The following is a 22,983-nucleotide window of genomic DNA, read 5'->3' as shown; positions in this document are numbered from 1 at the left end:
TCGTATAATTTCGCAAAATTTGATTAAGGAAAATTATGCAATCTTTGGGCAGGCTTATCCGTTTTTTATCTTTTGTAGTTGAAATTTTACTAATTTTCGTAGCAGTTATTTTCTGGGATTTTCACCAAAGCGCGCAAAACCCAAAAATCGTCGCAGTAGGCCAAGGAAGCGCGGTAAAAATTTTATCTTCGCTGGGGATTGGGGCGAGATTTGGCAAGACTCACGCTAGACTTCTCTCGCTTTATGGTGGCGCAAAAACCGGTGAATTGGAGCTAAGTAGCGAAAATTTACCAAAATATAGATTTTTATACGAGCTAGCTCACGCAAAGCCTGTGATGAACGAAATCAAGCTAATTCCTGGCGAGACCACGATAGTATTTTTGCAAAATTTAGCCAAATCTCGCGCGTTAAGTTTTGAAATTTTAGAGAGCGAATACAACGCAACTGCGCCGTTTTATGAGGGATTTTTGGTGCCTGAGACCTATAAAATCAATAAAAACGAAAACGAAAAAAATATCATTAAAATTTTAAGCGCGAGTGCGAATAAATTTCACGCCGAATTTAGAGAAAAACACTGCGCCGATTGCAACGATACAGCCTATAAAGAGGCGCTAATTAAGGCTTCGATTATACAAAAAGAGGCCGCAAACGCTGATGAAATGCCAATCGTAGCCTCAGTAATTGAAAACCGCCTAAAAATCGGCATGCGACTTCAAATGGACGGCACGCTAAATTACGGGCTCTACTCGCACACTAGGGTTACGCCAGCGCGTATCCGCACCGATACTAGCCACTACAACACATATCTAAATGACGGCCTGCCACACGAGCCTGTGTGCGTGGTCTCGCCAAATGCAATAAAAGCGGTCTTTGCGCCAGCGAGCACTGAATTTTTATATTTCATGCGAAATAAAAAAACAGGCTTGCATGATTTTGCCAAAACACAGGTCGAGCACGAGCGCAATGTCAGAGCTGCGCGAAGCGCAAAATAACAAAAAGGAGAGATTATGGCGATTTATTATACTTACACGGACGAATCCCCAGCCATAGCTACATACTCGCTACTACCGATAATTGGGGCGTTTTTGCGCTCAGAAAATATCGAGGTGAAAACGGCTGATATTTCGCTTGCTAGCAGGGTTTTGGCGAATTTTAGCGAGTATTTAAGCGAGGAGCAAAAAACTAGCGATGATTTGGCGTTTTTGGCAAATTTGACCAAAAGTAGCGACGCAAATATCATAAAACTACCAAATATTTCAGCCTCGCTTCCACAGCTAAAAGCCTGCATTAGCGAGCTTCAAGCAAGAGGTTATGCTTTGCCAAACTACCCAGATAACGCGCAAAGCGACGAGGAAAAATCTATCAAAGCCCGCTATGCAAAGGTGTTAGGAAGCGCGGTAAATCCAGTCCTTCGCGAGGGCAACTCAGACAGACGCGCCGCAAAAAGCGTCAAAGACTACGCTAGGGCAAATCCTGTGTGGAGTGCCCAGTGGAGCGGGAGTGAGCAAACCTGCGTAGCAAGCATGAGCGGGGGCGATTTTTACGCTTCTGAGAAATCGAAAATTTTCGCTAATGGTGCAAATTTAAGCATAAATTTCACTTGCGCTAGTGGCGAGAAAACCTGCCTAAAAACCCTAAAAATCGAACCTGGCGAGGTCGTAGATAGCGCGTTTATGAGCGTGAGCGAGCTTGATAATTTTATCGCCGCTAGCGCACAAAAAGCCAAAGAAAGCGGGCTTGTGTATAGTGCGCATTTGAAGGCTACGATGATGAAGGTAAGCGATCCTGTGATTTTCGGACGATTTGTGAGTGTGCTATTTGGGGGAGTTTTCGCCGAATTTAAAGACGAGTTTAAAAGTCTTGGCATAAATGCAAACGACGGGCTAAAAGCGGTTTTTGAGAAAATAAAAAATTCGCCAAATTTCGCCCAAATAAAGGCTAAATTTGACGAAGCGTTTGCAAATTTGCCCGAAATTTATCATATCGACGAAAATACGACAAATTTCGATATGCCAAATTTGGTGATAATCGACGCCTCAATGCCTGCGATGATACGAAACGGCGGGAAGCTACGCACCAAAGGCGGGCAAATGCGCGAAGCAATGGCGGCGATCCCTGATAGAAGCTACGCTAAAATTTATGAGGCGATGATTGAGGATTTGAGGGCGCATGGGTTTTTGGACCCTGCTAAAATCGGAGCCGTGGCAAATGTGGGATTAATGGCGCAAAAAGCCGAAGAATACGGCTCGCACGATAAGACCTTTATCATGGAAAATGACGGGCGTATCGAGGTCGAGAACGAAAATGGCGAGGTGGTTTTTGCGTATGATTTGCAAAAAGGCGATATTTTTCGCATGACGCAAACCAAAGAAAAAGCGATTAAAAACTGGGTAAATTTGGCGTTTTCGCGCGCTAAAATCAGTGGCGAGAAGCTGATTTTTTGGCTAGATGAGGCTAGGGCGCACGATAGAAATATAAAAGAAATTTTGCTAAGCCAAATCGCTCAAAACGCCGAATTTAAGGGCGCAAATTTTGAAATTTTAGATCCGTATAAAGCTGTAATTAAGACAAACGAGATTATTCGAAGCGGGCAAAATGTCATAAGCGCGACGGGCAATATTTTGCGCGATTATTTGACCGATTTATACCCGATTTTGGAGCTTGGAAGTAGCGCGAAAATGCTCTCAATCGTGCCACTTTTGGAGGGTGGAGCGATGTTTGAGACGGGTGCTGGTGGGACTGCGCCGGATTTGGTGTCTATGATGAGGGAGCAAAATCACCTTAGCTGGGATAGTCTGGGCGAGTTTATGGCGCTGTGCGAGGCGCTGGAATTTGTAGCGCAAAAAGAGCAAAACAAAAAAGCAAAAACCCTAGCAAATGCGCTAAATGCGGCAATTTTTAGGTATTTAAATGAAGCAAAATCCCCAAGCCGTGAAGTAGGGCAAAATGATATTCGCGCAAGCCACTATTTTTTGGCTAAATTTTGGGCGGAAGAATTGGCAAAATTCGAGCCAAAATTCGAGCAAATTTATGCAAAATTTAGCGAAAACGAGGCGGAAATTTTAGATGAATTAAACGCGGGGCAGGGCAAAGGCGTGGATTTTGGCGGATATTTTATGCTGGAATTTGACAAAATGCAAAAAATCATGCGCCCAAGCAAAATTTTAAACAAAATCATAGAGGAAATTTAATGAAAATAGCAATAATCGGAGCTGGAAATATCGGCGCAAATGTCGCAAACAATGTGATTGTAAATGAAAATTTAGCTGGGTTTTTCAGCGAAATCGCGCTTGTGGATATCGCAGAAAATATCGCGCGCGGTAAGGCGCTGGATTTGGCGCATTTAGCGAGCCTGTGCGAGTGCGATGTGAGGGTGTGCGCTGGAAGCGAGCCAGAGCTTTTAAATGGCGCAGGTATCGTCGTAATCACGGCTGGGCTTACGCGAAAAGCGGGACAAAGCAGGGAAGATTTGCTGAGAGCAAACGCCAAAATCGTGAGCGAGTGCGCGAGGAACACAGCCAAATTCGCCCCTAATGCGATAATCATCATCGTAACAAATCCGCTTGATTTAATGGTTTTGTGCGCGCAAAAAGCAAGTAATTTCGCGCCTAGTCGCGTTATCGGCATGGCTGGCGAACTAGATAGCGCGAGGCTGAAATTTGAGATTGCGAAATTTAGCGGGGATAAAATTTCTGCTCTAAATGCCCCAGTGGTGGGCACTCACAACGATGAAATGGTGATTTTAAAGGACGAGATAAACGCTAAAATTTCGCCTGCCGATTTAAACACTGCCTCGCAAAATACCCTAAATAGTGGCAAAAGCGTCGTTAGCCTGCTTGGCACTTCGGCGTATTTTGCCCCTGCTGGCGGGATCGTAAAAATCATAAAAAGCATAATCGCAGATGATAATAAAACCTTAATTTGCTCTGTGGTAGATGAAAACGGCGTGCCATTTGGCAGGTTTGTGAGTATCGGCAAAAACGGCGCAACAGCCCTAGAATTCGAGTATCCGTTGGAATTTAAGAAAAAATACAACAAAATGGGGCAAAGCATAAGAGAGCTTGAAATTTAAATTCGTGGCAAATTTGCAAAAACGCAAATTTGCCTAAATTTTAAAACGCCCTAACTATCATTTTGCGATACTCGCTAAGCTTCTTTTCATCGCTATTTTGCATAAATTCTTTAATGTAAGCTAGCAAATTTTCCTTTGTATGGGTCGGCAAACCCTGCGGCGGCTAAATTTCGAATCTGCTCGGTGCTTTTGTCGTAGAAATTATCGATTCTAGCGTATCGGTTGATACTTTCCACGCTTGGGACATATTTGTGAAGCAGTTCGGCGACTCTCATTAGCGTATCGTAACTAGCCGCAAAGCCGTCTGCGCCTTGCAAAAATATCCGTTTTGGTGCGCCAAAAACGCTTGGGATTTCTTTGATATCGGCTTCGATTTCGCCAAGTGGCGAAGTTTGAAATTTTTGATCCTTAAAATATGTGCAAAACAGGCAGTGGTTGTGCGAGCAGCCAATCGTAGTTTGCAAATACCCGTCTGCACTCTCGTATGGTGGGCGGTTTATTCCACTTGCAAAATTCATTTTATCTCCTTTATAAACTTCCGCTGATTGAGACTCTGCTTAAATTTTTCTCGCCGATAGTTTTGATTGCAAAGTCGAGTTTGCTTAGCATTTTTTCTTTGTGAGTGTTAAGCATGCCGTCAATTCTCACGCTATCAAACGGGTGCAGTGCCCAAAAATATGTGCCTTCAAGCTCCAAATTTGCGATAAACTCGCGCTCTTCTTCTAAAATTTCTTTTTCGCTAGCTGGGATAAATTCTGCGTTTAAAATTTGCTCATTTAGCTTCGTGTTCTTAAACGCAGTCATTGTGTTTAGTAAAATTTTGCTTGGTTTGATTTCGTTTTCTAACCTCGCCATTGCCCGTGCAGACTCGCTTGCCATGCCACGCCCAGCCGTGCCAAGCATAAGCAAATCACAATGTGAAATACCGATTTTATTTAGCCTTAGGCACTGAGTTTTGCTATCATCTGCGTCGTAACCTTTGCCTAAATTTCGCATTACGGCATTTAGACCGCTTTCTATGCCGATGTATAAATCATCTACGCCAGCCTCTTTTAGCGCGATTAATTCCTCGTCGCTTTTGGCGGCGATATTATCGATTCTAGCATACATTGTGATAGTTTTGATATTTGGCAAATATTTTTTGATTAGCTCGATTCGCGCTAAAAGTTTTTTCGTTCCTAGCGCAAATGGATCGCCGCCGACTAGATAAATGCGCGTCGCTCCCCTCGCGTATGAGCCGTGAAATTTGACGATTTCGGCTAAAAATTCCTCGACCTGCGCAAGGCTTAGCATACGAAATTTCACATTTGCATACATATTGCAATACGAGCAAGAGTTGTGCGAGCAACCCTCTGTAATGGGGAGCAAAAGGGTGTTTGCCTCCACTGGTGGGCGGTAGATTGTGCCGTTGTAGTTCATTTTTTCTCCTTATTTTTAAAATTCGATATTTTTATGATTTTAGAAATGTAAATTTAAAAAAAGTAAAATTTGAAAATTTATAAAATTCGGGTTACAGCTCTTTGATTATATAGCTAGCTAGCTCTTTTATCGCTTCTTCGTTTCTGCGATAATATGTCCATTTGCCGTGTCTTTCGCAGAGCAAAAGCCCAGCTCTTTGGAGCATATCGAGGTAGTTTGACACGGTAGAGGGCGACAGACCTGCCTTTTCTTGGATACTGCTGACGCACACGCCACCTTTTAGATCGACTACTTCGCCAAGCGAACTGCCTTGTGGTGGGAAATTCGCGTCTGGGTTTTTGAGCCAGTTAAGGATATTTAGTCTAGTTTCGTTGTTTAGTGCTTTGCAAATTTCAATTACATCAATTTTCATTTTTTACCTTTTTTAAAATCGCGAGATTTTATCATACATTTCGATAATTGTCAATATATCAAAATATCTCAAATTTTAAAATTTTATTCTTCTGGGTTGATTTCGACTATTTTATTTAGGACATATTGTTCTAAATCTCGTTTGGCGATATCGTTTTTAAGGGCTTCGTTGTAGATTTTTTCGACAGGTTTGGAGTATTTTTCGTATGGAAAATACAAAAAGTGATTTGCCCAAGCTTTTTGGATTAAATTTTTAGTGATTTCCTTGCGCCCCCATGCTTTAAAGCAGTCAAATCCGATAAAGACAGCAGAGGTCAGCAAAATGGTAAAAAGTATGGAAAAGTGAAAGTCGATTTTGGTAAAAAGCAGGTGAGTAATGCCTATGGCAAACATCACGAAAACAAAGGCAAATGTTCCAAAAATCGCATACGAACGACCATAATTAAATCTGAAATTTAGCTTAGCGGGATCGACTAGCATGCCGTCGTTAAACTCAGCGTTTGCCTCCAATAAATCGCGAAAAAGCACAGGTTTATCCGAGATATGAAACATAATATTTAAAATTTTGTCTTTGCAGTTTTTATTCATCTTTTTTCCTTGTCAAATTTGGCGCCATTATATCTGAATTTTAATTTTTATAAGATAAAATCACCTTTTAAATTTAAGGAGAGCGTAATGTTTGAGATAGCTAATATGAATAACGATGATTTTGTCTATATCAATGGCGAAATCGTGCGCGCCAAAGACGCTGCGATAAGCCCATTTGACCGCGGTTTCATGCTAGGGGACGGCATTTATGAGGCTGCGCCCGTGGTAAATGGCAAAATTTGCGATAAAGCCGATTTCTGGGAGAGATTTGAAAATTCTGTCGCACAAATCGAGCTTAAAATCCCATATACTCACGAAGAATATGAGGCGTTTTTAAACGAAGTCATCGCCAAAAACGGCGTCAAAGAGGGCGTGGTTTATACGCAAATCACGCGTGGTGCGGCATTTAGGGACTTCGACTATACTGATACGAAGCCGACTGTGTTTGCCTATGCCTTTTCGAAAGTGATTTTCGATAATCCCCTTGGCACCAAAGGTATCGAAATCGTAAGCCTGCCTGAGATTCGCTGGCATAGACGCGATATCAAATCAATCTCGCTTCTAGCGCAGTGTATCTCAAAGCACCTAGCACACAAGGCTGGGGCTTTCGAGTGCTTTTTGGTAGAAGACGGTTTGGTGACTGAGTGTTCGAGTTCGAGTGCGTTTATCATAAAAGACGGCGTTTTGATTACCAGGCCGCTATCACACGATATTTTGCCGGGCATTAGACGCAAGGTGATTTTGGGCTTTGCGGGCGAGCTTGGGCTAAAAGTCGAGCAAAGGGCGTTTAGTATGGAGGAAGTCTATGGCGCGGACGAGGTTTTCATCAGCGCAGCTTCTTTGATGGCAATCCCTGTCATCAAAGCCGACGGCAAGCCGATAAATGGCGGCAAAATCGGCAAATTTACCCCGCTAATTCGCGAACGCTACGCCAAACACCTAAAAGAACAAGCTGGGCTTTTGTAATTGAAATTTTAAATTTAGTCTATTGTGGTGGGCGAGAATGCCCACTTTGCAGTGCTGTTTTTTAAAAGTAAAATGATAATTTAATAAAACGAGATAAAACAAAATTTAAAAAGGTCATTTAAATGATTGAAAATAGAGTGATTTCTGTGATAATCCCAGTTTATAATGCCGAACAATATTTATATGAGTGCCTAAATTCTGTTATAAATCAATCGTATAAAAATTTAGAAATTATTTTAGTCGATGACGGAAGCATGGATAAAAGCTTTGAGATTTGCGATAAATTTGCCTTGCAAGATAGCCGTATCAAGGTGCTTCATCAAAAAAATGGCGGTGTTAGTGTGGCACGAAACAGTGGGCTGGATATTGCAACTGGCGAGTTTGTGACCTTTGTAGATAGTGATGATATGATTGATAAAGAGCATATCGCAAATATGCTAAATTTATTCGATGAAAATATCGATATAGTTTGTATGCCACTTGAAACAGACGGGCTAAATTTTAGCAAAAAAGAGTTAGACGCAATTTCTGCTTTTAAATATATTTTATACGAAAAAGAGAATTGGTTTGGTTGGAGCAACTGTAACAAGCTTTTTAGAAGAGATATTTTAAAAGATATAAGATATTTGCCAGATGAAAAGGTTGGAGAAGATTTTAGCTTTATCTATAAGGTTATTTTAAATTCAAAAAAAATCGTTTTTGGAAACAAAAAAACTTATAATTACAGAGTTTCCGATACTTCTGTTATGCGTTCTAGTTTTGATGAAAGACACCGAACGCTTTTGGTAGTTTGCGATCGATTTATAAAATATGTAAAAGACAAAGATATAGACTTATTGGACGAAGCATACTATTTTAAGGCTAATAGGCTTATATTATTGCTTTTGTATGCAAGAAAAAACAACGACATAAAAAGCGATATAAAATTTGTAAAAACTTATTCAAATGAATTAAAAAAGATAAAAAAGCAAATTTACAAAAATAAATTTTTGGGTTTTAAATTTAAATTCAAATGTTTTTTACACGCAAATTTTGCTATTTTGTTATACGCAAGGTATAAATTGAAAATTTTCTTAAAAAGCTTAAAATAATCAAACAAGTAGCGTTTGAAAAAGTATAAATTTGCAAATTTATATTTTTCCACGAAATTCCTTGTAAGCTCTTGCAATGAGAAATTAATGCAAAATTTGGTTATTTTTTGCATTTTAGACGATTTGATTATAAATTTTAAAAAATTCATTTTCTTCGTAAAATTTCACCACGGCTTTGTCGATTTTGACTATGCGCGAAAGGTAGGCGTAAAGACCTTCTTTGCGCGTGTAGAGGATTTTTAAGCCATTTAGGCTCGTGGCGCGTGAGAGCGCGACATAGAGTTGGCCGTTGGCAAAAATCCTATCGATATCGCAGGCTAGGTTTTCGATACTCATGCCTTGGGATTTGTGGATTGTGATCGCGTAGGCGAGTTTTAGCGGGAATTGATAATACCGCGCGATTAAAAAATCGCTCGCCTCGTCCTCGTCCGCTCTAATCTCGCTGTAATCATACCCCGCGCGCTCAACTCGCACGAAGGCGCCTGATTTTTTGCGCACTACGATACTATCAATTTCGCCAAAGCCGTTTAGTTCGATATTTTCTACCACGCCACTTTCGCCGTTGTAAAACTCACCTGATTTATTCATCGTAAAAAGCACTTTTGCGCCGACTTTTAGGCGCAGGGATTGGCTTAAATTTAGCGAATTTAGCCATTTTGAAATTTTATTATCATCGTAAGAGTTTTCGTGGATTTCGCACAGCCCCTCGCACAGATACAGCCTCGAATCTAGCGCGGCTAGCCTAGCTTCGTTTATCGCATCGACTTCGGCATTTCGCCCAGAGATTATGGTCGCATTATCGTCTAAACTCTCACGCGGAGTGATTAAATTCGCCAAAAATTTGGCTAAATTTTCGCTGATTTTGCCAAGCCTGATTTGCGATAAAATTTCATACAAACTCTCATCGTCCGTGCGCTTAGAACCTAGCATTTCTATGTAGAAAAACTTCATTTGTTCCCATGCGTGCGTGCCAAAGGCATACTCGCTCATACGCAAAAGCGAGCCTTGTTTGCTAGCACTTAGCTCGTCTTTTTTGACGACTGGCGGGAGTTGATAAAAATCTCCCGTTACTAGCAAATGACCGCTAAATTTGGACTTTACGAGGCGGTATTCGATCATCTCAAAGACATCAGCGCCGACCATTGAAATCTCATCAAGCACGATTAAATCGGTGATCGAAAGAATTTTGTTAAGTTCAGTTATTTTGGCTTTTTGCGAGCGGTCTAATTTTTTGAGTTCTTCGAAATTTTTGCTAATGCCAAATTTAAAAAAACTATGCAAGGTTACACCGCCGATTTCTACGGCACTAATGCCGGTTGAGCCTAGCACGATGACGATTTTGCCGTGAGTGCGAAACTCTTCGATGACGCCTTTGACGACATAGCTTTTGCCTACACCGCCACCGCCTGTGATAAATACATTTTGTGATTTGAGCTTTTGTGATACGAAATTAATCAAATTTTATCCTGTTTTTTGGCAAAATTATAGCCAAAAATTTTTAAAGGTAGCAGTTTTGAGAAGGCAAATTTTACTATTTATAACATTTATGTGGATTTTGGCTGGTTGTGCCTCGCACACGCCACAAAAATCCAAATTTATCCCCGAAAATCCAGAGGTTTTGGCATTGGAATTTGAGCAAAGTGCGGAAATTTTGCCACCCGTGAGCGCCCAAAGCGTGGCAAGCGGGGAGAATTTTAAGGAAAGGTATTTTCGCGTTTGGGACAGCGATAAAATCACCGCTAGCCCAAAGGAAGCATTTTGGGGGCTAAACTACGCTAAGGGTAGGCATTTTGATTTAGGGGGAAACATCTACCCGCAAGCCGTGTATGATGCCATGCACGAAAATGCAAACAAAAAAGCCCTTGGTAGCGTAAATATCCCAGCAATCACCATAAAAAACACGCTTTTGCGAAATATCCCAAGCGATATGCCGATTTTCGGCGATCCTAGCGAGCCGGGCGAGGGCGAGCCTTTTGATTATGCGGCAAATTCGGCTCTTGGCGTGGGATATCCGCTTTTTATCTCGCATTTTAGCAAAGACGGCGTCTGGGCTTTCGTGCAAAATGACGGCGTGTGGGGCTGGGTGAGGGCTAGCGATATCCAAGAAATGGGGATAAACGGCGCTAGTGCGTATAAAAATTCGAAATTTATAGCGATTTTGCAAGATAATGCGCCGATTTTTGACGAGAATAGGCGTGAAATTTTTAGAGCGCGCACGGGGACGATTTTGCCGTATGATTTCGCTGGTGGCGGGCTATATGGTGGCAAGATGATTAGTAAAGAGGGCGTGAGAGCGTATTTTGTGGAGGATAAATTTGCCAGAATTTGGCCAGCCGAGCTAAATAGCGAAAACGCAAAACTAATCAGCGCAAGCCTGATAGGGCAAAAATATGGCTGGGGCGGATACAAACTGCTGCGCGATTGCTCGCTATTGACAAAGGATTTTTTGGCAAATTTTGGGCTTTGGCTTCCAAGGAATTCAAAGGCGCAATCAAAGCGCGGAAGGACATTTTCGCTAGCAAATTTGAGTGCGAGCGAGAAGCTAAATTTGATCAAAACACACGCCAAACCTTATGCGAGCGTGATTTATATGCCAGGGCATGTAATGCTCTATGTAGGCGAGATAGAGGGCGCGCCAGCCGTGCTTCACAATGTCTGGGGACTAAGGCGTATGAATAAAGAGCGCGCGGTGATTGGCAAAACGGCGATTACCTCGCTAAGCATAGGTGAGGATAGGGCCGATATCGCAGAAGATAGATTGCTAATCTCGCGTATTAGCGCATTTAGCGTGCTTAGCGAAGATGATGGGGTTAGCATACGAGAACTTTTTGGACTAGAAAAATGAGATCGAAACTTTACAACGATAATCTTTTAATCGAAGCCCAAACCCATATTGATAGACTTCATTTAAATATCGCGTGGGAGCGGTTTTGTGAATTTTACAAAAAGGCTGGCGCGATACGCAAAAACGATGAGTATTTACTAGGGCTTTTTGGGGCGTGTTTGGGATATCTGCCTGATGAGGGTATGAAATTTATGGATTATGGCGCACATATCATAGATGCTGGTAAGGTCATAGGGATAATCGAAATTTTAAACGAGGCAAACCCTGATAAAAATTTGGTTATTCCAAGGGCGTTTGCTAGGCTTGGCGAGCACGAGGAGGCTAGATATCTCATCATCACAGATAAAAAAATTTTGAGATTTTACCTAGATTACGAAGCGCAGTGGCAGAGCTTTTATTTTGAAGATTTGGATTTTTTGGAATTTTGCAAATTTTACGCACTGCTAAATTATAATGCCCTAAAATCCGGTATCCCAGTGACGATGAGGGAGCGCACGGCGTATCGAGAACAAGACATTTCTAGCAAACTTTACCGAAATTTTAAAATTTTTCGTATGTCGCTTTTCGAGGATATGTGTATCCAAAACGAGAGCTTAAATCATCTTTTGCTAAGCGAGGCGTTAAACAAGCTTTGCGATAGGATAATTTTCGCGATTTATGCTTCGCATAACGAGCTTTTGCCAAGTGGAGCGCTAGAAAGCGTGCAAACATATGATGAGCTAAAAAGCCTTTTTGCACTTATTCACACGGGGGACAATGAGCGTGGCGTGGTGAGATTTAACGGAGATTTGTTTGCGCCTGATTTGCTTTTAGATAATCTTAAAATTAGCGATTTGGCATTGGAGTTAAATTTGATTTCCAAATACGATTACAAACTCGATGTTACGCCAGATATGCTCTCATATATACTATCGCAAATTTACAATTTCGAAGAAATTTTTCAAAAAGATTAAAATTTAGAATTTAAAATTTCTTGCAGAATAAATTCTGCAAGAAATTAGTATTAGATTAAGGCAGGAGCTACTAAGAAGCCTAACGCTACTGATAGCGCGACCATGATAGTTCCTGGGATGAAGAAGCTGTGATTGAATACATATTTTCCAACTCTTGTTGTGCCTGTATCGTCCATAGCGATAGCACCCAAAGTCGTAGGATATGTAGGTAATACGAAAAGACCTGATACAGCAGCAAAAGAAGCAACCAAAACCCAAACTTGTCCAGCTGTTTCTGGGCTAGTCATACCAAGTGCTAATGCAACTGCTGGCATCATAACTTTTGTAGTTGCAGCTTGTGAATATAGCAAGCAGCTTAGGAAATATAAAACGATAGCTAAAACAAATGGATAGTTGCTAACGATATTTTTCGCTACATCTTTGAAAAGATCGATGTGGCCATTAACAAATGTAGTTCCAAGCCATGCGATACCTACGACGCAGATACAAGCACTCATACCACTTTGGAAAGTGTTTGCTTGTAATAGTTTGCCTGTATCGACTTTGCACAAAACTGTGATAAAAAAGCCGATTGTAAGCATAAAGCTAATAATAGCAGCGTCGCGAGATAGGATTGGTTTTTCGACCAAACCAACGCTTTTTGAGATAGCAAGAGCGTAAGCAACGACAATCAAAACACCGATAGCAAAAATCGCAACTGAGCGTTTTGCAAATGGTTTTGGCTCAGCGTATTCTGTAACTTTAACCTCTGAAACTAAACCTTTTGCTAGTCTTTCTTGATAGATTGGATCTGATGAAAGATCTAATTTAAAAAATGTATTTACAATAATTGCTGTAATAATCATAGCAACAAAGGTTGTTGAAATACAAATGAAAAGTAGTTTTGGATAGCTTACACCTAGTGGCTCAACAACACCTGTCATAGCTACGAACGCAGCTGAAATAGGTGAAGCTGTAATAGCGACTTGGCTTGATACAACTGAAAGCGCTAGTGGTGCGCTTGGTTTGATGTTTTGACCCTTAGCAACCTCTACGATAACTGGGATCATAGAAAACGCAGTGTGACCAGTACCAGCTAGGATTGTTAGCATATAAGTAACAGTCGGAGCTAGGATATTGATTTGTTTTGGGTGTTTGCGCAAAATTCTAGATGCAATCTGAACCAAATAATCCAAACCACCTGCAACTTGCATAGCAGCAATCGCTGAAATAACTGATGCGATGATCAAAATAACATCTACTGGAATATCTTTGAATTCCACCTTCATACCGATAATCGCCATAACGACGATACCTAAACCGCCAGCGTATCCGACGCCCATACCGCCTAAGCGAACGCCTAGGTAAATACCAGCTAGCAATACGGCTAATTGGACAAATAGCATAATATCCATGCAAGACTCCTTTGAAAATTCAAAACTCTAAATTTGGGGTAGGTCAAAATTTGACCTACCACGATAAAATTTATTTACCTGTTTTTTTCATGCCAGGATTTAGCATGTTTTTAGGGTCTAAAATTTTATCAATTTCTTCTTTTGTTAAATAACCGCGCTCTAAGCAGATATCGCCGACTGCTTTACCAGTTTGGAGAGCTTCTTTTGCGATACTTGCTGATTTTTCATAACCTAAAATTGGGTTAAACGCAGTTACGATACCGACTGAGTTTAGCACTGATTTTAAGCAAGCTTCTGGATTTGCAGTTAGTTTTTTGATAGCTTTGTCGCTTAGTGTTTTAACTGCGTTTTCCAAGATTACGATTGAGTTAAATAGATTATAAGCAATGCCTGGTTCGAAAGCGTTTAGCTCGAAATCGCCTCTTTCAGAGCATAGCATGATAGATACATCATTGCCGATGACTTCGTAGCATGCCTCACCTACAACTTCGCAAATTACAGGATTTACCTTACCTGGCATGATTGAGCTACCTGGTTGCATTTGTGGTAGGTTGATTTCGCCTAGACCGCATCTTGGACCTGAATTCATTAGGCGTAAGTCGTTGATGATTTTGCTAATTCTTACAGCAGCTGTTTTTAGTGCGCCAGATACATGCACGAAATCGCCTGTATCTTGTGTAGCTGCGATGAAATCCTCAGCTGGTTTGAACTCAACGCCAGTGATTTGGCTTAGGTGTTTTTCTACTACAAATTTATAATCTGGGTGGCAGTTGATACCTGTGCCGATCGCAGTTGCGCCCATATTTAAAAAGCTCATTGACTCTCTTGCAGCTTTGATTTTTGCTATATCGCTTTTAATGTAGCTTGCAAAAGCGTGGAAGGTGTTGCCAAGTGTAGTTGGGACAGCGTCTTCAAGCTCTGTTCTACCCATTTTGATGATATCTTTGAAAGCCTCAGCTTTTTTCTCTAATTCGCCTTTTAGCTCTTCCATAGCAGCTAGCAAATCTGTAAGTTTAGCGTAAGCTGCGACTTTGATTGAGCTAGGGTATGTATCGTTTGTGCTTTGGCCTAGGTTTGTGTGATCGTTTGGATGAATGAATTGATATTCGCCTTTGGCATGACCTTGAATTTCAAGAGCGACATTTGTCAAAACCTCATTGACATTCATATTTGTGCTAGTTCCTGCGCCGCCTTGGATCATATCTACTACGAATTGATCCGCGAATTCGCCTGCGATAACTTTGTCGCAAGCTGCTACAAGTGCATCAGCAATCTCTGGTTTTAAAACGCCCAATTCTTTGTTTGAAAGTGCTGCTGCTTTTTTGATTTGTGCAAATGCTTTTACAAAAAATGGATAATCGCCAAGTTTGCGACCTGTCATTTTGAAGTTGTCCAAAGCTCTGAAAGTCTGAACGCCATAGTATTTGTCGTTAGGAATTTCGAGCTCACCTATAAAATCGTGTTCTTTTCTAGTTTCCATCACTAGTCCTTTCTGAAAGAATTTATGTGATTGTATTATTAAATACCTAAAAACAATCTTAAATTTTCGTTAAAATGTTACTTTAAATTCAAAATTTTATAATTATTCGTTTTATTTTAAGATTTTATTAAATTTGGCGATTTTTTCGCTTGATATGAAGTATGTAAATTACAGAAAGAAGTAGGACAAATCCCAATAAAAGAAGCGTGATTATATGCAATTTTTCCTTAATTAATTCTTGATTTTCGCCGATAAAATATCCAAGTAGCATCAAAATCAGCACCCAAATCCCAGCACCAAGTGCTGTAAATGCGCAAAACCGCGCTAAATTCATCTTCGCAAGCCCTGCTGGCAGGCTGATGTATTGGCGGATACCTGGGATTAGTCTGCAATTAAATGTAGAAATTTCGCCATGTTTGTTGAAAAACGCTTCAAATTTGGCGAATTTTTCGTTTGTTACGCCGATAAATTTGCCAAATTTATCGATAAATTTGCGCCCGAAAAAATAGCACAAATAGTAGTTAAACACAGCCCCAGCCACGCTCCCAGCTAGCCCGCATGCAAATGCTATGGCAAAGCTCATTTCGCCCTTGCTAGCGAGGTATCCTGCTGGAATCATCACAACTTCGCTTGGAAATGGAAAAAAACTGCTTTCTAAAAACATCATCGCAAAAATGCCGAAATATCCCCACGCTGCGACGAATTCTACGATAAAATTTACGATTGATGTAAGCACGATTTTTCCTTAAATTTGAAATTTAGAATTTGCGCGAAACTTAAATTTTATTAAATTCCGCGCATTAAATTAAAATTTTTATTTTGCGTATTCTACTGTCTGTTTGCTAAATAGCTCGTTTGCGATATCGTCGATTTTTTTGTTTAGTTTGCTTGGCGCAATTTGAGCTTTTATCATCTCTTTGACTTTGTCAAATTCCACAGGAGCAGCTTCTTTTAGGTCTTCTTTGTAGATGACATGATAGCCAAATTGAGTTTTCACAGGGGTTTTGCTAATCTCGCCTTTATTTAGCGCCCACGCAGCCTCTTCGAACTCGCTTACCATCATACCTTTGCCAAATGAGCCCAAATCGCCGCCATTTTCTTTGGCGCTTGGATCTGTTGAAATTTCTTTGGCAAGTTTGTTAAATTCGGCTTTTAATTTGTCTTTGCTGACTTTTTCTAGCTTAGCGATAGCGTCTTTTGCCTCTTTTTCATCTTTTAGCAAAATGTGGCTAGCTACGACGCTTTCTGGTTGCATGAAGCTGTCTTTGTTGTCATCATAGATTTTTTTTGCCTCTTCGTCGGTTACTTTGACATCTTTTGTCTGCTCTTGTTGCCACAAAGCAAAGGCGATTTCATCTTTTGCAAGTTCGACTTGTTTTTTGTATTCTTCGCCATTTACGATACCGCTTTTTTTAGCCTCGGCAATCATAAGTTTAAATTTAATCATTTGATCGATTAGTTGTTTTTTGTCCTCATCGCTTGGGGTAGCGTGTGGGTTTTGAGCGAAAACTGGTGCGATATCCTCGTCTGTAACCGTGATATCTGTGCCTTTGACACTAGCTAGCACGCCAGCATTTAGCGAAAGTGCCATAGCGGCGACGAAACTGATTGATAAGAATTTTTTCATTTTTTTCCTTTTTTGAAAATTTTTGCGCGCATTATAAAAAAAGATTGTAAATATATGCGTAATATGATAAAAAATGCGAAATTTAGCCTACGAATTCGTAGGCTAAATTTGGATTAAAACGACGGAACAATCGCGCCTTTGTATTTTTCCTCGATAAATTTTTTCACACTTTCGCTTTGAAGTGCGCTATCAAGGGCTTTGATTTTTGGTAGGTTTTCATTGCCTTCTTTGACGACGACGATGTTTGTGTATGGGTTGCCGACTGCTTTTTCGATGAAAAGTGAGTCTTTAACTGGGTTTAAATCCGCGTTGAAAGCGAAATTTGAGTTGATTACAGCGATATCGACATCATCAAGTGTGCGAGGCAAATTTGGACCTTCAAGCTCTAAAATTTGGATATTTTTAGGATTTTTGGTTACATCTAGGGCTGTGCGGAGCTCTACATCTTTATTAACCTCGATTAATCCTGCATCCGCAAGCACATCAAGCGCGCGAGATTCGTTCGTAGGATCGTTTGGCACGGCTACTTTGGCGCCGTCTTTTAGGTCTTTTAGATCTGTGATTTTTTTGCTATAAATTCCCATCGGTTCTAAATGCACGCCAACTGTTGTTTTGAGTTTTGTGCCATTTTTGGCGTTAAATTCCACTAAATATGGCTCGTGTTGGAAATAGTTCGCATCCACGCTGCCGTCATCTGTGGCTAAATTTGGAGTAACATAGTCGTTGAAAACTTTGACTTCGAGTTCGTATCCAGCGGCTTTTAGCTCTGGTGCGATATGCTCTAAAATTTCAGCATGTGGCACAGGAGTAGCTGCGACAACTAATTTTTCTGCCAAGGCAAAACTTACAACGCTTGCACTAAGAAGTGTAGTTAGAAATAATTTTTTCATTTCTTTCCTTTGATGAGAATTTAAAAAGGGCGATTTTATCATAAAATTTGGGCGCAAAACACAACAATTATTAAATTTATATGTAAATTTGTATTTGAAATTTCACTTCTAAATAATAATTTTTATTAAGTAGAGTTTAATGAGCTTTTGGTTATCATAAATTTTGAATTTTTGATAAAGGAGAGAGTATGAGACAATACGAAACATACAAATGCGACAAATGCGGCTGTGAAGTCGAAGTGCAAAAAGTAGGTGAGGGCGCAGTTTTGACATGCTGTGGAGAGCTGATGAAATGTATCACTGAGGATTTGACACAGGTAAATTTAATGAAGGCGTTTGCCGGCGAATCACAAGCTAGAAACAAATACGATCTTTACGGCGATTTAGCCAAAGAAGCAGGTTTTCACGCTATCGCAAGGCATTTTTACGAAGCGGCTGAAAATGAAAAATGGCACGCAAGAGCCGAGCTCAAAGCTCACCACGCAGCAGCCGGAATTCCGCTAGATAAAATGGATAAAAACCTAATCGACGCAGCAGCAGGAGAGCGATACGAGCATGAAAGCATGTATCCAGCATTTGCTCAAATCGCCACAGAAGAGGGCAAAAAAGAGGTCGCAAGGCTATTTAACGCTATCGGCAAGGTCGAAGTCGAACACGAACGCGAATACAACGAACTTCAAAAAATCTTGCTTGAAGAGGGATTTTTCGAGAGTTTTGATGAAGAAGTTTGGGTTTGCGAAGTTTGCGGCCATGTGCATCGTGGCAAAAAGGCTCCGGGTGCGTGTCCTTTATGCAAGGCTCCAAAAGAGTATTTCAAAAAACAAAGATTAGTTTAATCTTTCAAATTTTGGCGTCAAATTTGGCGCCAAAATTTATTACTTCTACTTCTTGGATAAAAATTTCAGGCTCATAGCTCAAAATAGACATTGGTTTTTGGCGAGTTTGTAGAAATTTTGTAGATAAAAAATGCGAATTATAGTGAAAAATTTTAAAGTTGCAATTTGAGTTAAAATTTTTATTTAAATTTAGTTATTGGTTATAGCGTGTGAATAGCTTCGTATAAAATGCCTCAAAAGCGCGCATGTGCAGTGGATAGAAATGTAATACCAAAAAAATCACTTATAGCGGCGCTAAATCTTTGCTCACTAGCTTCTATGTTTTCTGTTGTCATTTTTTCTCCTTAAAGTTAATTTGTTTTAGTTTTATTATTCTAAATTATTGTTATATTTGCTTTGAAGTTTTTTAATTTCATCGGAAGTGATATTCATATCTACACGATTGTTTCCGTAGCCAAATTTCCTTTCTTCGCTTGCTGTTATTTTATTTATAATTTTCATTTGTTGATGAAAAACTATATACTCTTCTATGTTTTCAAAAGTTCCGTTTTTATCTAAACAATTTTCGTATAAAAATTTAGTTCCACGATCTTGTATTCTTAAATAATAAGTCTCTCCATTTTTTCTAGGGCTAAATTCACTTCTCCAAGCATTATAGCACTCGTCGTCATATAATTTTTTCAAAAATTCCTTGCTTGGGTTCCAAGCGTCTATTGAGACATTATATTTTTTAAGCAAGGCTATTTTTGGTCGTGGGTGTGGGGATTGAGATATTGGAAAATATAATGAATGTCGAAAACGAGCTAATTCTATATTGTTTTCGTAATTGTTGGGAAATTCAACATATTGTCTTTCTATCTCTGCAATATCGCTTGTAGCCTTATAATTATCATCACCAATATGATATTGGTATAAATATGGCTTATACCCACTTTGCAATACAAGCTCTAAAATATCAAGTTGATTATTTCTTAACAAAGATCTGAAAAAATATTCGCTCAAATAGTCATGTTCTCCGCTGTGCATATCATCAAAGCTTTTCCAGATAAGATGAGCTGTGTTATTTTCATCAAAATATGGTTCAAATTCCCAAAAATCGCTTAATCCTAAAACTCCAAGTGGTGTTTGTATCATAGTAACTTCTTCAAATTTAACACCGTTTTCATATAAAAGCTTTACCGCTTTTGTAGAGTTGTTTTCCATAGCGTATGCCATAGGGCTAAGCTTATGCCTATCTTTTTTATGTGGGTCTGCTCCTAAATTTAAAAGTTCTTTCGCAGTGTCTATGTCATCGTAAAAACTAGCATACATCAAAGGTGTTACACCTTTATGAAGTGGTTCATCTACGCTAATGTTGTTATCTTTCATATAGTTTAGAATTTTAGCAGTGTCTTTTGATTTTAAAAGCAGTCGTAAATTTTCCATTTTTTCGTTATTTTTAACCATATCTTCATTAATATTCCAGTGCCTAAATGCAAAGGTTTCAACTTCTTGTTGTGAGACATACTTTGAAATTTTTGAGTTTTTAGATATATTTGTATCGGCTGTAACTACAAAATTTGATTTTTTCTTATCTAGTTCTACAATCCTTAGTATAATAGCTAAGAAAATAACAGGTAAAATCCATAATAAATTTTTCATATATTAAATCTTTTATAAAATTTACTAAATTTAACCCACAAATTGTGGGTTAAATTTAGCGTGATAAAAGGTGAAATTTATGCGTTATTACCTTTTGCAATCTGCTCTTTTAATGCGCGTTTTAGAACCTTGCCAGTGGCGTTGCGTGGTAGATCTGGCACGAAATGCACGACCTTTGGAATTTTGTAGTTTGCTAGGTGATTTTTCAGATAAGTTTTGATTTCGCGTTCGCTTAATTTTTGATTTTCTTTGAGTTGCACGAAAGCTACGACCTCCTCATCTGCGTATTCATCTCTGATACCCACGACCGCACAGGCCTCGACTTGTGGCATTTTGTAGATGATTTCCTCGACCTCGCGCGGATAGACATTTATGCCTTTGGCTATGATGATATCTTTGATACGATCGACGATATAGATAAATCCCTCATCGTCCATATACGCAAGATCTCCCGTGCGAATCCAGCCGTTTGTGAGAGTCTCTTCTGGCGGGATATTTAGATATCCTTCCATGACGCAATCCCCGCGCACGATAATCTCGCCAATCTCGCCACGAGCGACTTCCATGGTTTCATCATTTACGATTTTGACCTCGTATCCGTCAAGCGGTGTGCCTACGCTTAGGATTTTTTGTTTGTCGTAATAGTTTAGCGATACGATAGGCGAGCACTCACTAAGTCCATAACCCTCGATAAGGTGGGCTTTTGGGAATTTTTTGTAAAATTCGTCGATTGTTTGCTGCGCAAGAGGGGCTGCGCCTGACATAAATACTCTAAGCTTATTAAACCATCTGAATTTCCAGCCAAGTTTTGCCTTGCCTAGCATTGTATAAACTGACGGGATTCCCAAAAATACCGTTGCTTTGCGTTTTAGGGCGGTATTTAGGACATTTGTGATAGGGAAAACTGATTTTAGAGCGATTATGCTCGCGCCGTTGTATAGTGATAAAATCAGCGTCGCAGTCAGCGTGAAGCTATGAAACATCGGCAAAAATACCAAAAATCTATCCTTACCACTCACATTGTAGCGAGGAGTGGCTTTATCGGCGTTTGAGAGTATGTTTTTGTAGCGAATCATAGCGCCTTTTGGACGACCTGTCGTGCCTGAGGTATAGACGATATGGCTTAGATCGTTTTCGGTCGGAGATTTTGCTATTTCTAGCTTGGTTTTACAGGCTAGGACAGTATCAAAGCTGACATTGTGCTCACTAAGTGCGCCTTGTGTTTGCGCGTTTGGAAGGGCTGAGTTTGGGGTTGGCTCATCGCTTTTGCCCTTGACCCAAATTATGCGTCTGATATCTGGTGCGCTAATGCTTTTAAGCTCCTTGCTAAGGGCGGTCGAAGCGAAAATCATGCGAGCGCGCGAATTGTCTAAAATATACTCAATTTCCTCGTTTTTAAGGAAGGTATTCATAGGCACAGCGACCGCGCCGATTGAGGTAATACCTAGAAAAATGGTGAAAAACTCATAGCCGTTTTGCACATACATAGCCACTCTATCGCCGAAGCGAATTCCGCTATTTTGCAAATACGCGCCGATTGCATCGACTTTGGCTTTAAGCTCTGCGTAGCTAATCTCCATATCCTCGTCATAAATCGCTATATGGCGAGATTTTTCGCTCGCATAGAAACTTAAATTTTGGTATAAATTTTCGAATTTATATGTCATGTTTTACCTTTGTGTGGTTTGGTTTTCCGCGAATTTTATCAAAATTTATATAAATTTAGTTAAATTAAATCAAAAATTTAAGAAAAGATAAATTTAGACGCACAAACGGCGTCTAAATTCGGTTATTTTTTATCTTTTGGCTTACCTGTGCCTAGTTTTACCTGTTTTTCGGCTTTTTGCGCTTTTTTTAGGGTTTCTAATTTTTCCAAGCCCTCGTTTCTAAGGCTATTTTCCATAAGCATGATTTCCTCTGTGCCGGTTCTGACCAAATCCACATCGACTTTAAATTCGCTAGGATCGATTTTTTCATCATAATCAATTCTGGCTAAAATGCAGCGAAACGCATTAAGTCTTGCAGCTTTTTTATCATTACTATCTAGCACGATCCATGGCGCGATATCGGTGTTTGAGGCTAGTAGCATTGAGTATTTTGCCAAAGTGTATTGCTCCCAAAGCTCTTGTGATTTGGCATCTACTGGGGAGAGTTTGTATTGTTTAAGAGGGTCTGTGCGGCGCGCCTCGAAGCGTTTTTGTTGCTCCTCTTTTGAAACTGAGAAATAAAATTTAAACAAAATAATGCCAGAATTCGCTAGCATTTCCTCGAATTTCGGCACTTGGCGCAAAAATTCTTTATGCTCAGCGTCAGAGCAAAATCCCATTACAGGCTCGACCATAGCGCGGTTATACCAGCTTCTATCAAAAATCACAATCTCGCCAGCGCTTGGCAAATGCGCGACATAGCGTTGGAAATACCATTGTGTTTTTTCGACATTGCTTGGCTTTTCGAGTGCGACTATGCGGCAACCGCGTGGGTTTAGGTGCTCGGTTAGGCGTTTGATTGTGCCGCCTTTGCCAGCTGCGTCGCGACCTTCCATGATGATTAGGACTTTTAGCCCTTTATCTTTGACATAGCGTTGGAGTTTGAGTAGTTCGATTTGAAATTTTACAAGCTCGCTTTCGTAAAATTCTTTGTTCATTTTTTTGATTTTTTTGCCCTCGTATGCGATTTGTTTGAGTTGTGTATCGCTTGTTTGTTCAGCCATTTTGTTCTCCTTTTTTGAAAATAAAACTTAGATTATACATTTAAAAGAATTAAAATTTAA

The 22,983-nt window shown here is 40.0% G+C and carries 21 protein-coding genes; 8 read left to right on the top strand and 13 right to left on the bottom strand.

What is annotated here, in order from left to right; all coding sequences use genetic code 11:
• Positions 1-35: 35 nt before the first annotated feature.
• From mltG to OFO10_RS05820, 3 genes are read left to right on the top strand one after another with little or no spacing between them, the layout of a single operon-like run.
• Complete coding sequence (mltG, locus tag OFO10_RS05830; RefSeq protein WP_270866444.1) at positions 36-992, top strand: endolytic transglycosylase MltG; 957 nt, start codon at positions 36-38, stop codon at positions 990-992.
• Positions 993-1,007: 15 nt separating this feature from the next.
• Entirely contained in the window at positions 1,008-3,191 is a 2,184-nt protein-coding gene (locus OFO10_RS05825; protein WP_270866443.1) for an NADP-dependent isocitrate dehydrogenase, read from the top strand.
• Positions 3,191-4,072: a lactate/malate family dehydrogenase gene (locus OFO10_RS05820; RefSeq protein WP_270866442.1), complete on the top strand. Its 882-nt coding sequence runs from the start codon at positions 3,191-3,193 to the stop codon at positions 4,070-4,072. Before OFO10_RS05825 ends, OFO10_RS05820 begins: the two co-directional genes overlap by 1 nt.
• A 110-nt stretch (positions 4,073-4,182) precedes the next feature.
• Here the strand turns inward: OFO10_RS05820 and OFO10_RS05815 are convergent, their stop codons facing one another.
• The 4 genes from OFO10_RS05815 to OFO10_RS05800 all read right to left on the bottom strand — a co-directional run bounded on the left by OFO10_RS05815 (position 4,183) and on the right by OFO10_RS05800 (position 6,490).
• The gene (locus OFO10_RS05815; RefSeq protein ID WP_270866441.1) at positions 4,183-4,590 is read right to left on the bottom strand and encodes a hypothetical protein; all 408 of its coding nucleotides are present in this window, start codon (positions 4,588-4,590) and stop codon (positions 4,183-4,185) included.
• Positions 4,591-4,600: 10 nt separating this feature from the next.
• Positions 4,601-5,491, bottom strand: a complete 891-nt coding sequence (locus OFO10_RS05810; RefSeq protein WP_270866440.1) for a radical SAM protein — start codon at positions 5,489-5,491, stop codon at positions 4,601-4,603.
• 91 nt (positions 5,492-5,582) lie between these two features.
• Positions 5,583-5,903 carry an ArsR/SmtB family transcription factor gene (locus OFO10_RS05805; protein ID WP_270858981.1) on the bottom strand — a complete coding sequence of 107 codons (321 nt, stop codon included), beginning with the start codon at positions 5,901-5,903 and terminating at the stop codon, positions 5,583-5,585.
• An 83-nt stretch (positions 5,904-5,986) separates the two neighbouring features.
• The gene (locus OFO10_RS05800; RefSeq protein ID WP_270858980.1) at positions 5,987-6,490 is read right to left on the bottom strand and encodes a hypothetical protein; all 504 of its coding nucleotides are present in this window, start codon (positions 6,488-6,490) and stop codon (positions 5,987-5,989) included.
• Between the two features lie 87 nt (positions 6,491-6,577).
• On the opposite strand from OFO10_RS05800, the gene OFO10_RS05795 reads away from it, so the two are divergent.
• Complete coding sequence (locus tag OFO10_RS05795; RefSeq protein WP_270861801.1) at positions 6,578-7,456, top strand: aminotransferase class IV; 879 nt, start codon at positions 6,578-6,580, stop codon at positions 7,454-7,456.
• A 122-nt stretch (positions 7,457-7,578) separates the two neighbouring features.
• Positions 7,579-8,547 (top strand): glycosyltransferase family 2 protein, encoded by a 969-nt coding sequence (locus OFO10_RS05790; protein ID WP_270866439.1) that lies wholly within the window; start codon positions 7,579-7,581, stop codon positions 8,545-8,547.
• Positions 8,548-8,661: 114 nt separating this feature from the next.
• On the opposite strand, the gene OFO10_RS05785 is transcribed toward OFO10_RS05790, so the two are convergent.
• Positions 8,662-10,005, bottom strand: coding sequence for an ATP-dependent DNA helicase (locus tag OFO10_RS05785; RefSeq protein ID WP_270866438.1), 1,344 nt, complete (start codon positions 10,003-10,005; stop codon positions 8,662-8,664).
• Positions 10,006-10,060: 55 nt separating this feature from the next.
• Here OFO10_RS05785 and OFO10_RS05780 point away from each other — a divergent pair, with 55 nt between their 5' ends.
• Both OFO10_RS05780 and OFO10_RS05775 read left to right on the top strand, forming a co-directional pair.
• Positions 10,061-11,392 (top strand): SH3 domain-containing C40 family peptidase, encoded by a 1,332-nt coding sequence (locus OFO10_RS05780; protein WP_270866437.1) that lies wholly within the window; start codon positions 10,061-10,063, stop codon positions 11,390-11,392.
• Complete coding sequence (locus tag OFO10_RS05775) at positions 11,389-12,345, top strand: hypothetical protein (RefSeq protein WP_270866436.1); 957 nt, start codon at positions 11,389-11,391, stop codon at positions 12,343-12,345. Before OFO10_RS05780 ends, OFO10_RS05775 begins: the two co-directional genes overlap by 4 nt.
• Positions 12,346-12,395: 50 nt before the next feature.
• On the opposite strand, the gene OFO10_RS05770 is transcribed toward OFO10_RS05775, so the two are convergent.
• From OFO10_RS05770 to OFO10_RS05750, 5 genes are all read right to left on the bottom strand, one after another.
• Positions 12,396-13,739 carry an anaerobic C4-dicarboxylate transporter gene (locus OFO10_RS05770; RefSeq protein WP_270866435.1) on the bottom strand — a complete coding sequence of 448 codons (1,344 nt, stop codon included), beginning with the start codon at positions 13,737-13,739 and terminating at the stop codon, positions 12,396-12,398.
• Positions 13,740-13,809: 70 nt separating this feature from the next.
• Entirely contained in the window at positions 13,810-15,219 is a 1,410-nt protein-coding gene (locus tag OFO10_RS05765) for an aspartate ammonia-lyase (RefSeq protein WP_270858973.1), read from the bottom strand.
• A 127-nt stretch (positions 15,220-15,346) separates the two neighbouring features.
• Positions 15,347-15,955, bottom strand: coding sequence for a DedA family protein (locus OFO10_RS05760; RefSeq protein WP_270866434.1), 609 nt, complete (start codon positions 15,953-15,955; stop codon positions 15,347-15,349).
• A gap of 78 nt (positions 15,956-16,033) precedes the next feature.
• Entirely contained in the window at positions 16,034-16,846 is an 813-nt protein-coding gene (locus OFO10_RS05755; RefSeq protein ID WP_270866433.1) for a peptidylprolyl isomerase, read from the bottom strand.
• Between the two features lie 113 nt (positions 16,847-16,959).
• Positions 16,960-17,736, bottom strand: coding sequence for a MetQ/NlpA family ABC transporter substrate-binding protein (locus OFO10_RS05750; protein ID WP_270866432.1), 777 nt, complete (start codon positions 17,734-17,736; stop codon positions 16,960-16,962).
• A gap of 188 nt (positions 17,737-17,924) precedes the next feature.
• On the opposite strand from OFO10_RS05750, the gene OFO10_RS05745 reads away from it, so the two are divergent.
• Positions 17,925-18,572, top strand: coding sequence for a ferritin family protein (locus OFO10_RS05745; RefSeq protein ID WP_270866431.1), 648 nt, complete (start codon positions 17,925-17,927; stop codon positions 18,570-18,572).
• Between the two features lie 369 nt (positions 18,573-18,941).
• On the opposite strand, the gene OFO10_RS05740 is transcribed toward OFO10_RS05745, so the two are convergent.
• The 3 genes from OFO10_RS05740 to ppk2 all read right to left on the bottom strand — a co-directional run bounded on the left by OFO10_RS05740 (position 18,942) and on the right by ppk2 (position 22,923).
• Entirely contained in the window at positions 18,942-20,213 is a 1,272-nt protein-coding gene (locus OFO10_RS05740; protein WP_270866430.1) for an ankyrin repeat domain-containing protein, read from the bottom strand.
• Between the two features lie 77 nt (positions 20,214-20,290).
• On the bottom strand, positions 20,291-21,880 hold the full coding sequence (locus OFO10_RS05735; RefSeq protein WP_270866429.1) for a long-chain-fatty-acid--CoA ligase: 1,590 nt from the start codon (positions 21,878-21,880) through the stop codon (positions 20,291-20,293).
• A 122-nt stretch (positions 21,881-22,002) separates the two neighbouring features.
• Positions 22,003-22,923 (bottom strand): polyphosphate kinase 2, encoded by a 921-nt coding sequence (gene ppk2 / locus OFO10_RS05730; protein WP_442867996.1) that lies wholly within the window; start codon positions 22,921-22,923, stop codon positions 22,003-22,005.
• Positions 22,924-22,983 lie beyond the last annotated feature (60 nt).

The organism is Campylobacter sp. VBCF_06 NA8 (assembly GCF_027737825.1).
In the GTDB taxonomy this organism is placed as follows: Bacteria; Campylobacterota; Campylobacteria; order Campylobacterales; family Campylobacteraceae; genus Campylobacter_B.
The sequence above is the reverse complement of the archived record's forward strand: the minus strand, read 5'-3'. Positions and strand labels throughout refer to the sequence as shown.

Excerpts from the sequence above, each read along its gene's own strand:
- mltG (WP_270866444.1), top strand. The coding sequence starts at position 36 with ATGCAATCTTTGGGCAGGCTTATCCGTTTTTTATCTTTTGTAGTTGAA.
- OFO10_RS05825 (WP_270866443.1), top strand. The coding sequence starts at position 1,008 with ATGGCGATTTATTATACTTACACGGACGAATCCCCAGCCATAGCTACA.
- OFO10_RS05820 (WP_270866442.1), top strand. The coding sequence starts at position 3,191 with ATGAAAATAGCAATAATCGGAGCTGGAAATATCGGCGCAAATGTCGCA.
- OFO10_RS05815 (WP_270866441.1), bottom strand. The coding sequence starts at position 4,590 with ATGAATTTTGCAAGTGGAATAAACCGCCCACCATACGAGAGTGCAGAC.
- OFO10_RS05810 (WP_270866440.1), bottom strand. The coding sequence starts at position 5,491 with ATGAACTACAACGGCACAATCTACCGCCCACCAGTGGAGGCAAACACC.
- OFO10_RS05805 (WP_270858981.1), bottom strand. The coding sequence starts at position 5,903 with ATGAAAATTGATGTAATTGAAATTTGCAAAGCACTAAACAACGAAACT.
- OFO10_RS05800 (WP_270858980.1), bottom strand. The coding sequence starts at position 6,490 with ATGAATAAAAACTGCAAAGACAAAATTTTAAATATTATGTTTCATATC.
- OFO10_RS05795 (WP_270861801.1), top strand. The coding sequence starts at position 6,578 with ATGTTTGAGATAGCTAATATGAATAACGATGATTTTGTCTATATCAAT.
- OFO10_RS05790 (WP_270866439.1), top strand. The coding sequence starts at position 7,579 with ATGATTGAAAATAGAGTGATTTCTGTGATAATCCCAGTTTATAATGCC.
- OFO10_RS05775 (WP_270866436.1), top strand. The coding sequence starts at position 11,389 with ATGAGATCGAAACTTTACAACGATAATCTTTTAATCGAAGCCCAAACC.
- OFO10_RS05770 (WP_270866435.1), bottom strand. The coding sequence starts at position 13,739 with ATGGATATTATGCTATTTGTCCAATTAGCCGTATTGCTAGCTGGTATT.
- OFO10_RS05765 (WP_270858973.1), bottom strand. The coding sequence starts at position 15,219 with ATGGAAACTAGAAAAGAACACGATTTTATAGGTGAGCTCGAAATTCCT.
- OFO10_RS05755 (WP_270866433.1), bottom strand. The coding sequence starts at position 16,846 with ATGAAAAAATTCTTATCAATCAGTTTCGTCGCCGCTATGGCACTTTCG.
- OFO10_RS05750 (WP_270866432.1), bottom strand. The coding sequence starts at position 17,736 with ATGAAAAAATTATTTCTAACTACACTTCTTAGTGCAAGCGTTGTAAGT.
- OFO10_RS05745 (WP_270866431.1), top strand. The coding sequence starts at position 17,925 with ATGAGACAATACGAAACATACAAATGCGACAAATGCGGCTGTGAAGTC.
- OFO10_RS05740 (WP_270866430.1), bottom strand. The coding sequence starts at position 20,213 with ATGAAAAATTTATTATGGATTTTACCTGTTATTTTCTTAGCTATTATA.
- OFO10_RS05735 (WP_270866429.1), bottom strand. The coding sequence starts at position 21,880 with ATGACATATAAATTCGAAAATTTATACCAAAATTTAAGTTTCTATGCG.
- ppk2 (WP_442867996.1), bottom strand. The coding sequence starts at position 22,923 with ATGGCTGAACAAACAAGCGATACACAACTCAAACAAATCGCATACGAG.